The organism is Nostoc sp. (assembly GCF_036917135.1).
In the GTDB taxonomy this organism is placed as follows: domain Bacteria; phylum Cyanobacteriota; class Cyanobacteriia; order Cyanobacteriales; family Nostocaceae; genus Nostoc.
In genome coordinates this window covers 79,587-93,456 of record NZ_JBALEA010000061.1, presented here as the reverse complement: position 1 = coordinate 93,456, position 13,870 = coordinate 79,587, and the positions used below count along the sequence as shown (strand labels likewise).

The following is a 13,870-nucleotide window of genomic DNA, read 5'->3' as shown; positions in this document are numbered from 1 at the left end:
CACGAGTATAAATTGATTTGATTAACTCCGTATCAAAATCCAGAGAATAATCCAGGCGATTAGAAATCGCGGCTACACAAGCAAAGTCCGCACTTCGACAGGCTCAGTGACCACCTGCGCGGACTAACATCAAAATAGGTTTTCAAATTTAATCTGACGAGAGTTAAGCTGGTGTCAACAAAATCAACTGTTGCTGCACAAGGCTTCTTACTTCATCCAATCCCAGTTCTACACTTGCCAAAATTTCTGCAACTGTGGAATGAATATCACATCTTTCCATAAACTCAAACTCTGCTACTGATAAATTAACAATTTGGTAATCGTAATTAAAAAAACATTGACTGGGAAATCCCTCAATACAAGGATTAAGTTCGGGAATCGCTGCTAGTAGGGTGTTATCGTCTGTCCAATCAGCTTTGATAAGGGGAGGACGACCAAGGAAAAACTCGTAATGAGTTACTTCGGGATCAAGTAATTCTATCAGGCGGTAAAGCTGGCGATCGCTCAATTCTTTTGCCCGTTCTACTAACTCTGGTGCTTTACCCAAAAGTCTTTCTAAATCCCAAAAACTCGGATTTGAGAAACCAATAAAATCCAATCCCGAAGCATCAATTAATTCAAACAGCGTCTCAATGTTGTAGTCAATTTCTTGAGGATGAACGTACATATCAGCAAAGTATTCATCCTTGTTGTTTTCTAGTGACCAACGTTGTTTATCGTATTTGACAATTCGGTTATTTTCTGGTAGAGAAGCAAATATTTGTCGCCCGACTTGAACACCATCGCGGTAGTCGCCTTTTTTGTCACCTTGAATAAGTGCGATCGCTTTTTGCATGAGTTGAATTTCCCAGCGTCCCAACTCCCCGTACACAAAAATGTGCATTAACCCGCCTGGGGCTAACTTTTTCGCCAAAGCTTGAATACCGCGAATTGGATCGGAGGTATGATGCAAAACACCAACACAGTTGATTAAATCAAACTCACCTGGTAATTGTTCCACATCAAACAAGCTGAGGTGATGAAATTCAACGCGGCTAGCCCCTGAACGCTGACAACGTTCTTTTGCTACAGCTAAAGCGCCAGTACTGAGGTCAATTCCCACAACAGAAGCTTGAGGATTGAGGTGAACTAGGTACTCTGTACCCACACCAGTACCGCAACCTGCATCTAAAATCCGAATATCTTGCTTTTGGGGTTTTTGACCTGTGCAGAAGTTGTGGGCGGCTAGCCAATTCCAGCGCCAGTTATAGCCTGGAGGTGGTTCATCCAACAAGGCTTCTGGCGGAAAGGGGTAGGTATTGTAGAGTTTGGCAACAGCAGCACTAACAGTTTGGGAATCGGACATGATGAGGAATAACGCAGCATTTCTGAGTTTAGCGGATAGTGGCAAAGATTACTATTGCTTATTTCCTGCTACTTATCCAACAGCAAAGTCAGTAAATTCGCGTTTATAAGGAGCGTGAAATCCTAATACAATATCTTCTTTAGGTACACCAGCAGCGATTAATTCATTAGCGATACCGATTTCTGTACCATCTCTTTGTATCCAAATTTTGTTGTCTTTGATATCAACATGAATGATGACTCCATAAATTCTCCGTTGTTCTTTCCAGCCAATATTTAAGACTTGATAATGATGGCGTTCTGCGTCAAAAAACAATTAAACCTCTGTGCCATTAGCCACGTCATTAGCTGAATGGTTACTTAAAATATCTTGAATGATTTGAGAGTAATTTATTCCTTCCATAAAACAATGTCTTTCAGGTATATAGATAATTGCGATCGCCATCAGCCCATATATTTTAGGTAGGGAAGTTGTTTCAGTAAAAACACTAGTGTTTAAGTATTTATTAGCTAATAAAATTTAATTATATATTCTGTATAATAATTTACTAAATCAGGAGCATTAAATGGCTGTAGGAATGCCTGAATTTGTTGAAAATCCAGAAAATCGTTGCCCTGTAATTCTCTTGCTCGATACTTCTGGTTCTATGACAGGTAAGCCTATCCAAGAGTTAAATCGAGGACTTGCTGCTTTCAAAGAAGATGTACAAAAAGATTCCCAAGCATCGCTGAGTGTGGAAGTTGCCATGATCACATTTGGCCCTATAGTTAAACTCACGCAAGATTTTGTAACAATTGACCAATTTACACCGCCTACATTGGAAGTAGGTGGTGTTACTCCAATGGGTGCGGCGATTGAGTATGCTTTGGATTTTCTAGAAAACCGGAAACAGACTTATAAAGACAACGGTATTCTCTATTATCGCCCTTGGGTGTTTTTGATTACAGACGGAACGCCAACTGACTCCTGGCAGCCAGCCGCGCAAAGATTGAGACAAGCAGAAGCACAAAGCCGACTATCATTTTTTGCGGTTGGTGTAAAGGATGCTGATATGAATATCCTCAAACAAATTTCTCCACCTGAACGTCCACCAGTTACGCTAAAGGGCTTAGATTTTCGTGAGATGTTTGTCTGGCTTTCTGCTTCAATGAAACGGGTTTCTAGTGGCAAAGTGGGGCAAGCTGTAGCTTTACCGTCTATGGGATGGGGTCAAATTACCAGTTAGAGGAAATTTTGTGAATTGGAAAGCTGTTGCACGTTCCGAGATTGGAACAGGTCATCAAAAACAGGAGATAGGTTGTCAAGATTATGGCAATTATTATCGCATCTTTGACGATGTGATTGTAGGTGCTGTTGCTGATGGTGCTGGTAGTGCTAAACATTCTGATGTTGGTGCTAAGTTGGCGGTAGAAACAGTACTCAAATGCTTTGCTGATATTAATGAATATCCTCAGAAACAAGCTTTTTCTCAACCACTTTCCAAAGAAGAAGCTCAGAAAGTGTTTGCTAAGATTGTGAACCAAGTTATTACAGAATTACAGAAGCAAGCAGATGAAAAAGATTATTCTATCAATGATTTAGCTTGTACGTTATTGGTTTTCCTGGCAACTCCTGACTGCATTGCAGCTATGCAAATCGGTGATGGATTTATTGTAATGCGTTCCCAAGAGTCAGAATATCAACTGTTGTTTCAGCCCGATAAAGGTGAGTTTGCTAATGAAACAACTTTTATTACCTCAACAAATGCACTAAAAGAAATGCAGGTAAAGGTCATTAGCGAAAAACAAGAGTTTATTTGCGCTTCCACTGATGGACTGGAAAAAGTAGCAATTCGTTTGAGCGACTGGAAACCCTTCTCGCCTTTCTTTAAACCTTTGGAGGAATACTTGCACGAACCTATTAATCCAGAGGATGAAGATAAATATCTGATGGAATTTCTTAACTCTGAACGGCTAAACTCTCGCACTGATGATGATAAAACCTTACTTTTGTGCTTGTTTGATAGAGAGTAAAATTCAATGACAGTTTTCACCTGTGCCAGTACGGGTCAATCGATTACTCTGCTGGGTGAACGGATAGCTGATAGTGGTGAAGGTAAGGTTTGGCGAACTAATCGCAATGGTTACTTAGCGAAAATTTACCACGACCAAACTCCTGAGCGTGTGCAAAAATTGGCGGTGATGATAGCGCACCGACCGAAAGAGCCAAACTCTCACCTCAATCATATTTCTTTTGCTTGGCCTAAGTCGGTACTGAAAGATGCTCAGGGTAACTGTGTGGGCTTTTTGATGCCGGAAATTAAGGAAGGAAAAGAACTTATTGATATATACAACCCCAAGCGTCGTAAGGATTTGAAACTTGATGTTGATTGGCGTTTTTTCCAGACAACGGCGCTGAATATCGCCTCAATTATTGAAGCAATTCACATTTCTGGCTATGTTTTGGGTGACATTAAGCCGCAAAATATTCTTGTAAACGATCGCGCCTTACCTTCTATTATTGATACTGATTCTTTTCAGGTTCGGAATCCGAAAAATAATAAGGTTTATCGTTGTCTAGTTGGTTCAGAGGGCTTTACACCACCGGAACTGATTGATAAAGATTTTTCTAGCATCGATCAAACGGAAATACACGATCGCTTCCGGTTAGCAGTAATTATCTATCAGTTGTTGTTTGGTGGTCAAACTCCTTTTGCAGGAAAGTGGATAGGTGCGGGGGAAACTCGAGAAACTAATGAACTTATCCGCCGGGGTTTATGGCTGTATGCACCAAACAGCTTGATTCAACCTGTAGAAAGGACAATTCCTCTTGAGGTTGTTCACCCAGAGATTCAACGATGTTTTCTCAAATGCTTTAATGATGGTTATAAAAATCCTAACTTGCGCCCAACTGCTGGAGATTGGGTAAAGGCGCTCAGACTTGCTGTTAATGAGTTAACTATCTGTCAAAAGGTAGACAGCCACTACTACAGCCGAACTTATGGTAAGTGTTATTGGTGCGATCGTTCTACAAAACTTGGTATTGATATCTTTCCTGGCTTTGCTAGACCAAAACAAGCTGATTTTGCTGAATCAACATCACAACCTAAAGCTTTTACCGCAGATAAAATTATAGAAAATGTCGCAATAGCAAGGCAAATCTATACCTTCCAAGGGCATTCCAGCTCTGTTTATTCGGTTGCCTTCAGTCCAGATGGCAGAATGATTGCTAGTGGGAGTCATGACAAGACTATCAAACTGTGGGATGTAACAGCAGGAAGGCAAATCCGCACTATCCAGACGCATCCCGACTTGGTTCATTCGGTTGCCTTCAGTCCAGATGGCAGAATCATTGCCAGTGGGAGTTATGACAAGACTATCAAATTGTGGGATGTCACCACAGGAAGGCAAATCCACACTGTCCAAGGGCATTCCGAGTGGGTTAATTCCGTAGCATATAGCCCAGATGGCAAAATCCTTGCCAGTGGAAGTAATAACAAGACTATCAAACTGTGGGATGTCACCACAGGAGGGCAAATCCGCACTCTGCAAGGGCATTTAGAGTGGGTTCATTCGGTTGTCTTCAGTTCAGATGGCAAAACCCTTGCTAGTGGTAGTTATGACAACACTATCAAACTGTGGGATGTCAAAACAGGAGGGCAAATCCGCACTCTCCAAGGTCATTCCAACTGGGTTTGGTCGGTTGCCTTCAGTCCAGATGGCAGAACCCTTGCCAGTGCTAGTTATGACAAGACTATCAAACTGTGGGATGTCACCACAGGAGGACAAATCTGCACTCTCCAAGCGCATTCCTATTTGGTTACTTCGGTTGCCTTCAGCCCAGATGCCAAAACCCTTGCCAGTGGCAGTTTTGGTGAGATTAAACTATGGGATGTAAGCACAGCGAGAGAAATATACACCCTTAAGGGGCATTCCTCCTATATTACTTCCGTAGCTTTCAGTCCAGATGGCAAAATCCTTGCCAGTGGGAGTGACGACAATACTATCAATATTTGGCAGCTTGCATCATCAAGCAATACAGTTACTTCATCACCGATTAAGCCAACTAAATCTAACGTTCCTCAACCAGCAGTTTCTACACCTTATATTCAACCTATAATAACCCAACCACCTACAACACCCGCAACTACAACTACAACTACTTCAAATTCTGAACTTGTATTGTTGGTTGTTGGGAGTAGCTTAGCCTTCTGTATTTTATTGATGGCTGGGATTGCAGGGAATCTTGGAGTAGCGGGGTGGATTGCAGGAGGGGTGGCTGCTTGGGTTTGGTTCAATTCAACTCGGCAATTGTAAATATAAGCATTACAGAGACATACGTGAAGCAGTGGAACAAATAGCCGCAGAACCAGGAACTAAAGTTTTTTATCTTGATGGCAAAAAAATTAATAGCAAAGAAATATTTTTAAGTAAAGCTGCTAAAGTAATGGAATTTCCTACATACTTTAGTGCTAACTGGGATGCTTTTGATGAATGTATCACTGATTTAACATGGTGTCTGGCTGAGAGATACGTGATATAGAAATAGCCAATATGGAGTAAAACATTATTAATAATCAACGTCAACTAATTTCCAGAGAGGGCAGTATAGGTACTTATGGGGACTTACTTAAACTAGGACGTAGAGGGGATAACCTTACACCTCATCATATACCTGCGGATGCTTTTATGAAAGCTAAAGTTCCTGTTTATACTACAAATAAAGGAATTGCCATTATGATGGAACATTTATCACCAGGAAAAGGAGGTCGTCATCGGCAAACAATTTCTTACGGTAAATCTCCTAATTTAAGCTTATCAACAAGAGAAACATTAGCCCAAGAAGTTTGGGATGTGCGTTCTATTTATCTTCGTCAAGGTTTGTACAATAGAGAAATCAGGAAAAATTTGCAAGGTTTAATTAACCTGAATAGACTAACTTGGCAAGGTATTTTTGATAAAATAGGTTGAAACCCATGAATCAAAACAATTTATTGGCAATTTTAAGAGAAAATCGCTTGATGCAAACTCAACAGCAAGTTACCGACTTTGAAAATGCTTTAGCTGAAATAGCTGATAATCCTGATGAGCAAAATTTATCTGCATATCATCTTGTTTTAGATGATCAATGTCAACAGCCAGAAGTGATGTTCAGCTTAATTCATTTTCTCGAATCTTTTGATCTAGAAGAACAAATTACGGCTTTTATTAAAGTCGTACCCCAATTAATGATCAATGCACCTGAATGGACAAAAATCATTCATGACAGGATTTTAAATGATGATTCAGCTTGCCAAGTTTATCAAGAGATTTTACACTCAGCTAATTTGAACACACCTCATTTTCTCTATCATCTCTTAGAAGAAAGTATTGTAAATAAATTAAAAATTAAAGAAAGTTTGTCCAGAATAACTCAATAAATATTAAACTACTTTGGCGTTTAAGCTCAGATTAAATTCTGAGGATTACTAGATAACGCAGTTTTTTAGTCTATCAATTTTAAGATATAGTCCAATCTTCTAAACGCAAATTAGGAACTTTCTCAAAATCCTTCCGGTTGCGGGTTACTAAAATACCATTTACTGACAGCGTAATTGCTGCAATGCGTAAATCTTGAGTGCCAACGCGAATTTTCTGCCTAACTAATTCAGCATAAATGTTGCCAGCGTCTTCACTAAATTCCAGCACACTAATACTATTTAAATCTTCTAATGTATCTTGTAATCTAGCATAAGCTAAGACTAATTCACCTGATGAATCAGCCCTATTAATAGTATTCATTCTTCCACGTATTTGTTCACTAGCTGTCACAATAGTTATGGCAATATCTTGAGGATTAAATGTATTTAATCGCTTCCTAATAGATGGATTACCCCTTTGGATCAAAGATAGGTGATCCGTATCTAGTATTCTTAAATTATTCACATCTAAATTTACCTTAACTCTCTTTTTTCATCTAATTCGCGCCGATATTCTTCTATATATTCGAGCATCTGATCAAATTGCGAATCATCTTTATATTTACCAGCTATTTTCAACCAAGGGTTTTCTACTACTTGGGGTACTTCAATTGCTAAAGTGACTATCTTGGCAGATTCTAAACGATGTTGCAAACTTTGACTAAGTTTTTCTATCGCTTCCGCTTCTGTATTTCCTAAACCTTGACAGTCTGGTAAACCTAGCAATGTTGCTTTCACTGTACCATCTGGTTGATTTTCAATTAGCACATCATAATTTAACTTAGGTGCAGTATTATTAGGATAAGTTTTTACAGCTAAATTCATAATATTTGGATATTTCAATTTTTATATTGATTATAACATCTAGGTCAATTTAGGCTTCAAAAAAATTAAGATATAGTCCAATCTTCTAAACGCAAATTAGGAACTTTCTCAAAATCCTTCCGGTTGCGGGTTACTAAAATACCATTCACCGACAGCGTAATTGCCGCAATGCGTAAATCCTGAGTACCAATGCGGATTCTTTGACGAATTAAGTCTTCGTAACAATTAATAGCATACTCGTCAAATGCTAGCGATACCTACGGTGGGCTTTGCCAACGCACATTTTTGAAAAACTCTAAAGTAGCCTGTAGCTTTGCGTAAGCTAATAGCAATACATCAGATGAGGAAGCCTTTCTGATTACATTAAACCTACCACGCAGTTGTTCTTCAACTGTAATTATCGTTATGGCAATGTCTTCAGAATTGACTGCATTAATACGCTGTGTGATAACTGGATTCAACTGTTGAAAAAGTGAGACGTGATCCGTATCAAGTATCCATAAAGTCACTTAGTTTCATTCTCCGCATCAAGTCGCTGATAATATTCCTCCATTTGTGCGTCAAGTTCACGGCGATCAGCTTCTATATATGCCAGCATCTCGTCAAATTGCGGATCATCCTTGAACATCCCCGCAAATTTTATTCAAGGATGTTCGGTTTGGGGAGGTTCAATTTCCAAAGTCACTATTTCTGGTTCTCGCTCTTGTAAAAGTTGGATTAGTTTCTCTAGTGCTTTTTCTTTAGTTACACCAGAGGCTTTAAAATCTGGTAAGCCTAGTACTGTCGCACTAACTTCGCCATCTTGTTGATTTTCAATCAGCACATCATAAGTTAACTTGGGTGCAGTTGTTATAGAGGTACTTTTTACAGCTAAATTCATAATATTTTGATCTTTCAAATTTGATATTAATTATAACATTTAGGTCAATTTAGCCTTCAGACAAATTAAGATCGCTGACTTGGTTAATTTGTGGTTTGATTTTGATCGTATTGTCTTTTGCGATCGCACCAATGATTTACAACCAATCAGAGTTTGATTTACGCTGTGAGTGGGGTCTACAGGGAGTTGCTCAACTCGCTCCCATCAGTGATGTAGTTGTGATAGTTGACATTCTCTCTTTTTCTACCTGCGTAGAAATCGCCACCAACAACGGCGCGATAATTTTTCCCTACGCAATGAGAGATGAATCTGTCATAGATTATGCCAAATCAGTGCGAGCAGAACTGGCAAGTCATAGACAACATTGGACAATAAGTGGATATTCTCTCTCGCCAAAATCGGTGACTCAGATTCCTGCTGGAACTAGATTAGTTTTACCATCACCTAATGGCTCTTTTCTGACTTTACATACTGGGAATATACCAACTTTGGCTGGTTGCTTGCGAAATTGCCAAGCTGTGGCCCAGTTTGCTCAAAAGTATGGTGATAAAATCGCTGTGATTCCTGCCGGTGAGAGGTGGAAAGAAGATGGTAGCCTCCGCCCTGCATTTGAAGATTTAATTGGTGCTGGGGCAATTCTCAGTTATTTACATGGCAGTCTATCACCAGAAGCTGAAGTGGCTGTGGCAACATTTCAGGCTTTCCAGCAAGACTTATTGGGGTACTTAAAAAAATGCAGTTCGGGTAAAGAGTTGATTGAGAGAGGTTTTGAATCAGATGTTGAACTGGCCGCCGCCTACAACGTTAGTGATTGTGTGCCTTTCTTTACTGATAATGCTTATGTAAATTATAGGCTACAGGCTTAAGAGACTTCCAAATAAAAAATATTCCAAAACTGACACAAAAATCCTCTCTATTTCTCCTCTCTCTGTGTTCTCTGCGTCTCTGTGGTTCGTTTATTTGGATAATTTATTTCTTGGAAATCCCTAATTAAACGTCGCACTGATTAGTTTGGCAATATTTGGCATTATCTATAAACTCTTGCAACTTATTCAAGGGAATTATCTGCAATGATGAACCACCCTGCACCTCAGCAGCGATGTAAGCAAACTTTTGTCCGCGATAAAATTGGTCACGCCCAACTTTTGTGACATATCGAGACTTCTGGAAATCATTGCCAATATTAGAATTATAAATATTTTGTAACAATTTCACTGCATTGGCATTTTTTGTGGTGAATTTGAGGCGTTTATCACCACTAATGGTTATGCCTTCTTTAGTCACTGTCCCATTTTGAGAAGTGACATCAGCATAAAAGTATAAATTTCCCTTTGTACCCTCGTAGCCGTGGGCTTCGCTGTTGTATCTCAGTGTTGGTAGTAAAGGTCTGGTCTTTGCCCACTTCGCAACGGCGCTGATGTTTTGTTCTGGAAGCGCATTTGCCGGAGTAACAGCTAAAATAATTGCGATCGCAGACAAAGTAACATTGAATAAATAGTTAAATTTACAACTCTTGTGCATAGTATTTACCCTATATATAAATGCTGATAGTTACAGATTAAACCACCATAAATTAAGAATTACTTCCGGTACGGTGTCAGATGTAAGTATGAATAATCAGTAGCAAAAATAACTTAACATCGACTAATAACCACTGTCCAGTGACTAAGTACAAAACTTTATTAATTCGTAGCGAATTCTCTGCATGCCTCTGCGCTTACCTCTGCGCCCCTACCCTACGGGAAGGCGAAACGCCTATGCGTTTAAATAAAAAATCAATCGGCACACAGTTCCCAACTTCTACTTAGTTACAAAACTTAGATATTATCTCAGCCAAACTGGGGTATGCACTTTTAAGACTAGAGGCATTCAAGATATAGGTTCTACATACTTCTTAATAAACCAGCCTTGAGAACGCAAAACGTTCTAATCTAAAAGCTAACTGGGTTAATTTACTGGCAGTTTTGCAGGCAATACTCTCAAGCTCATAAAGCATAGACGCAGCGATGTGTCAAGCCTCAAAACGATCCAGACTTAACACATAAACGCTTATGATGGGAGTTTTACAAATCCGATGAGTGTTAAGGCGAGTGGTGGAAGCTCGGTTGCGCGTCCGCAACTATATCAAACCCTAACGGTAGCGACAATTACCCAAGCGGAGCAACAAGACCGCTTTTTGGGAAATGGTGAACTAAGTGAACTGGCAAGCTATTTTGCATCTGGTGCAAAGCGTCTAGAAATTTCCCAGACGCTGACGGACAATGCCGAGATTATCGTATCTCGTGCTGCCAACCGGATTTTTGTCGGTGGTTCGCCAATGGCTTTTTTAGAAAAGCCCAGAGAAGCAGAATTAGTAACTGCTGGCGGTGGTGCTAATGTTCAACAAGGGATGCAGTTAGGAACTGTAACCTACGTTGAAAGTCGTGGCGGGTTCCTAGAAAATTTACGCTCAATTTTTAACTCATCCCCCAGCGGCCCAACACCCGCAGGTTTTAGACCAATTAACATTGCTCGTTATGGCCCAAGCAACATGGCCAAGAGCTTGCGGGATTTATCCTGGTTCTTGCGCTACGCTACTTATGCGATCGTTGCTGGTGACCCCAACATCATAGCGGTGAATACAAGGGGTTTGCGGGAAATAATTGAAAATGCCTGCTCTGGTGAAGCAACGCTAGTAGCTTTGCAGGAAATCAAAGCCGGGTCACTTTCATTTTTCCGCAACGATGCTGAGGCTACAGAAATTGTGTCTCAGTACATGGATGTTTTGTTAACAGAATTCAAAGCAGCCACACCTTCAAATAAAGTTCGCCAACGCCCCTCTAGCGACCAGCAAGGGTTGCAACTGCCGCAAATTTACTTTAATGCAGCAGAACGTCGTCCCAAGTTCGTCTTGAAGACTGGGTTATCAGCTAGCGAAAAAAATGAGGTAATCAAGGCCGCATATCGGCAAATCTTTGAGCGCGACATTACCCGTGCTTATAGCTTATCCATATCTGACCTAGAATCCAAAGTCAAGAATGGCGACATCTCTGTGAAAGAGTTTGTCCGTCGTCTAGCTAAATCTCCCCTTTACCAAAAACAGTTTTATCAGCCTTTTATTAACAGCCGAGTCATCGAACTAGCTTTCCGTCACATTTTAGGACGGGGGCCAAGTAGCCGCGAAGAAGTACAAAAATACTTTTCGATTATTTCTAACGGTGGTCTACCAGCCTTGGTAGATGCCTTAGTCGATTCTGCTGAATACGGCGACTATTTTGGTGAAGAAACAGTACCCTACCTCCGGGGTCTGGGTCAAGAAGCCCAAGAATGTCGCAACTGGGGGCCGCAGCAAGACCTGTTTAACTACAGTGCGCCTTTCCGCAAAATACCTCAGTTCATTACCACATTTGCGGCTTACGAGCAACCGTTACCAGATCAACATCCCTACGGTTCTGGCAATGACCCCTTAGAAATTCAGTTTGGGGCGATTTTCCCGAAAGAAACTCGCAACCCCAGCACCCGTCCGGCTCCTTTTGGCAAGGATACCAAACGTATCCTGATTCACCAAGGGGCAGGGATTAATAACCAAAATAGCAATCCCAAAGCGCGGGGTGAAGCTCCTGGTACCCTTGGGCCTAAGGTGTTCAAATTAGACCAACTGCCTGGTACTAGAGGTAAAAAGGCTGCCAAAAATTCTAGCGTCAGATACTCCGAAAGCTCGACGCAAGCACTGATTAAAGCTGCTTACCTGCAAGTTTTCGGTCGTGATTTATACGAAGGTCAGCGCCCGAAGGTATTGGAAATCAAGCTGGAAAACGGCGACATCTCGGTACGGGAGTTTATCCGTGCTTTGGCTAAGTCGGATGTATTCCGCAATCTGTACTGGTCATCGCTCTATGTTTGTAAAGCGATCGAGTATATTCACCGCCGTTTGTTGGGTCGTCCAACTTATGGCCGTCAAGAAATCAACAAATACTTTGACATCGCGGCTAAACAGGGCTTTTACGCGGTAGTTGATGCCATTATTAACAGCGTAGAATACAGCGAAGCATTTGGTGAAGATACAATTCCTTACGAACGTTATCTGACTCCTGGTGGTGTATCAGGGCGACAATTGCGCGTTGGTAGCATTCGTGAAGATGTTGCGGCGAAAATTCAGAAGGAAGTAACGCCGAGCTTTGTAACACTGGGTACAGTGACAGAAAATCGGTCAGAACCAGATATTCAGTTCCGCATTAACCAAGGTGTCACCAAGCAACGCGAACAAACCAAAATCTTCAAATTGGTGGCGAATACCAGTGATAAAGTTGCAGTGCAAACTTTGATCAGTGCTGCGTATCGTCAGATATTTGAGCGGGATATTGCACCCTACATCGCCAAAAACGAATTTACGGCGTGGGAAAGCAAGCTGGGGAATGGCGAAATTAGCGTGAAGGAATTTATTGAAGGTTTGGGTTACTCTAACCTCTACCTGAAAGAGTTCTACACACCTTACCCCAACACCAAGGTAATTGAGTTAGGAACTAAACACTTCCTGGGACGTGCGCCACTAGACCAAGCAGAAATCCGCAAGTATAACCAGATTTTGGCTACTCAAGGTATTCGTGCCTTTATTGGTGCTTTGGTAGATAGTGTGGAATATAACCAGGTGTTTGGTGAAGATACAGTGCCTTACCGTCGCTTCCCAACCCTCCCGGCGGCAAACTTCCCGAATACAGAGAAGTTGTACAACCAGCTTACCAAGCAAAACGATGATGTAGTTGTACCTAGCTTTAAGCCAGTACAGCCGCGCGTCGGATCGACTACTACTCCGCTTTTAGCCCAGGCGATCGCAGATATAGCCGCGCATACAAACGGTAAGCCCTCATTTGCTGAACTGGGTCGTTCCTACAACGATGGTAGCGGACAATCCATAGAACAGGGTGTGCGTAAAAATGCACGCATTTACCGTCTAACGGAAAGCACCAACCAAGCCGAAAAACAACAGGCAATCAACGGCATTTACCGTCAAGTGTTGGATGTATTTAGCGCTGAAGTGCCTGATAATTTCCGCCGTACTGATCTAGAGGGCAAACTCCAGAATGGTGAAATTTCCGTCCGCGAGTTTGTGCGTGAACTAGCCAGTTCCGAAATCTATCGCCAGCGCTTCTTATCACCTTATCCTCATGCCAAGGTGATTGAGTTCCTCTTCCGTCACCTCTTGGGGCGTACAGCCGCAGATCAGGAAGAAATTCGCCAGTATAACAAGCTGCTAGCTGATAGTGGTTTGTCGGCTGCTGTAGAAGCGATAGTCGAGAGCCAAGAATATAGCCGCTACTTTGGTGAAGATGTTGTGCCTTACAACCGCTTCCCATCTCTAGCAGGTAACTAACTCAGCAGTGTAGCGGTTGATTAGGGAGTAGGG

13 protein-coding genes and 2 pseudogenes are annotated in these 13,870 nt (G+C 41.4%); 8 read left to right on the top strand and 7 right to left on the bottom strand.

The genetic code is table 11. From position 1 onward, the window contains the following. Positions 1-163 precede the first annotated feature (163 nt). A complete protein-coding gene (locus V7K50_RS18345; protein ID WP_334962596.1) occupies positions 164-1,345 on the bottom strand; it encodes a class I SAM-dependent methyltransferase in 1,182 nt (393 codons plus the stop codon). Positions 1,346-1,417: 72 nt separating this feature from the next. Further along, positions 1,418-1,747, bottom strand: a pseudogene (locus tag V7K50_RS18340) (XisI protein). Between the two features lie 163 nt (positions 1,748-1,910). On the opposite strand from V7K50_RS18340, the gene V7K50_RS18335 reads away from it, so the two are divergent. The 6 genes from V7K50_RS18335 (at position 1,911) to V7K50_RS18310 (ending at position 6,743) form a co-directional block, all read left to right on the top strand. Continuing rightward, complete coding sequence (locus tag V7K50_RS18335) at positions 1,911-2,570, top strand: vWA domain-containing protein (protein ID WP_334962438.1); 660 nt, start codon at positions 1,911-1,913, stop codon at positions 2,568-2,570. Positions 2,571-2,580: 10 nt separating this feature from the next. Then, positions 2,581-3,357 (top strand): PP2C family serine/threonine-protein phosphatase, encoded by a 777-nt coding sequence (locus tag V7K50_RS18330; protein WP_334962436.1) that lies wholly within the window; start codon positions 2,581-2,583, stop codon positions 3,355-3,357. 6 nt (positions 3,358-3,363) lie between these two features. Then, entirely contained in the window at positions 3,364-5,640 is a 2,277-nt protein-coding gene (locus tag V7K50_RS18325; protein WP_334962434.1) for a protein kinase domain-containing protein, read from the top strand. 31 nt (positions 5,641-5,671) lie between these two features. Further along, the gene (locus V7K50_RS18320; RefSeq protein WP_334962432.1) at positions 5,672-5,866 is read left to right on the top strand and encodes a barstar family protein; all 195 of its coding nucleotides are present in this window, start codon (positions 5,672-5,674) and stop codon (positions 5,864-5,866) included. A gap of 146 nt (positions 5,867-6,012) precedes the next feature. After that, entirely contained in the window at positions 6,013-6,294 is a 282-nt protein-coding gene (locus V7K50_RS18315) for a hypothetical protein (protein ID WP_334962431.1), read from the top strand. A 5-nt stretch (positions 6,295-6,299) separates the two neighbouring features. Further along, positions 6,300-6,743, top strand: a complete 444-nt coding sequence (locus V7K50_RS18310; protein WP_334962429.1) for an Imm30 family immunity protein — start codon at positions 6,300-6,302, stop codon at positions 6,741-6,743. Positions 6,744-6,822: 79 nt separating this feature from the next. Here V7K50_RS18310 and V7K50_RS18305 read toward each other — a convergent pair whose 3' ends face one another. From V7K50_RS18305 to V7K50_RS18290, 4 genes are all read right to left on the bottom strand, one after another. After that, on the bottom strand, positions 6,823-7,248 hold the full coding sequence (locus tag V7K50_RS18305; RefSeq protein WP_334962427.1) for a type II toxin-antitoxin system VapC family toxin: 426 nt from the start codon (positions 7,246-7,248) through the stop codon (positions 6,823-6,825). Positions 7,249-7,256: 8 nt separating this feature from the next. After that, positions 7,257-7,607 carry a type II toxin-antitoxin system HicB family antitoxin gene (locus tag V7K50_RS18300; protein WP_334962425.1) on the bottom strand — a complete coding sequence of 117 codons (351 nt, stop codon included), beginning with the start codon at positions 7,605-7,607 and terminating at the stop codon, positions 7,257-7,259. Positions 7,608-7,864: 257 nt separating this feature from the next. After that, the gene (locus V7K50_RS18295; RefSeq protein ID WP_334962423.1) at positions 7,865-8,116 is read right to left on the bottom strand and encodes a type II toxin-antitoxin system VapC family toxin; all 252 of its coding nucleotides are present in this window, start codon (positions 8,114-8,116) and stop codon (positions 7,865-7,867) included. 134 nt (positions 8,117-8,250) lie between these two features. Further along, complete coding sequence (locus V7K50_RS18290; protein ID WP_334962421.1) at positions 8,251-8,487, bottom strand: hypothetical protein; 237 nt, start codon at positions 8,485-8,487, stop codon at positions 8,251-8,253. Between the two features lie 101 nt (positions 8,488-8,588). Between V7K50_RS18290 and V7K50_RS18285 the strand changes: the two genes are divergently transcribed. Continuing rightward, positions 8,589-9,353: a 2-phosphosulfolactate phosphatase gene (locus V7K50_RS18285; protein WP_334962419.1), complete on the top strand. Its 765-nt coding sequence runs from the start codon at positions 8,589-8,591 to the stop codon at positions 9,351-9,353. Between the two features lie 124 nt (positions 9,354-9,477). Here the strand turns inward: V7K50_RS18285 and V7K50_RS18280 are convergent, their stop codons facing one another. Next, on the bottom strand, positions 9,478-10,008 hold the full coding sequence (locus V7K50_RS18280; protein WP_334962417.1) for a hypothetical protein: 531 nt from the start codon (positions 10,006-10,008) through the stop codon (positions 9,478-9,480). 553 nt (positions 10,009-10,561) lie between these two features. Here V7K50_RS18280 and V7K50_RS18275 point away from each other — a divergent pair. Beyond that, positions 10,562-13,834: pseudogene (locus V7K50_RS18275) on the top strand (phycobilisome rod-core linker polypeptide); the annotation flags it as partial. Positions 13,835-13,870 lie beyond the last annotated feature (36 nt).

Bases quoted from the DNA above. Each gene is read 5' to 3' on its own strand.
- V7K50_RS18345 (WP_334962596.1), bottom strand. From the start codon at position 1,345: ATGTCCGATTCCCAAACTGTTAGTGCTGCTGTTGCCAAACTCTACAAT.
- V7K50_RS18335 (WP_334962438.1), top strand. From the start codon at position 1,911: ATGGCTGTAGGAATGCCTGAATTTGTTGAAAATCCAGAAAATCGTTGC.
- V7K50_RS18325 (WP_334962434.1), top strand. From the start codon at position 3,364: ATGACAGTTTTCACCTGTGCCAGTACGGGTCAATCGATTACTCTGCTG.
- V7K50_RS18315 (WP_334962431.1), top strand. From the start codon at position 6,013: ATGAAAGCTAAAGTTCCTGTTTATACTACAAATAAAGGAATTGCCATT.
- V7K50_RS18310 (WP_334962429.1), top strand. From the start codon at position 6,300: ATGAATCAAAACAATTTATTGGCAATTTTAAGAGAAAATCGCTTGATG.
- V7K50_RS18300 (WP_334962425.1), bottom strand. From the start codon at position 7,607: ATGAATTTAGCTGTAAAAACTTATCCTAATAATACTGCACCTAAGTTA.
- V7K50_RS18290 (WP_334962421.1), bottom strand. From the start codon at position 8,487: ATGAATTTAGCTGTAAAAAGTACCTCTATAACAACTGCACCCAAGTTA.
- V7K50_RS18280 (WP_334962417.1), bottom strand. From the start codon at position 10,008: ATGCACAAGAGTTGTAAATTTAACTATTTATTCAATGTTACTTTGTCT.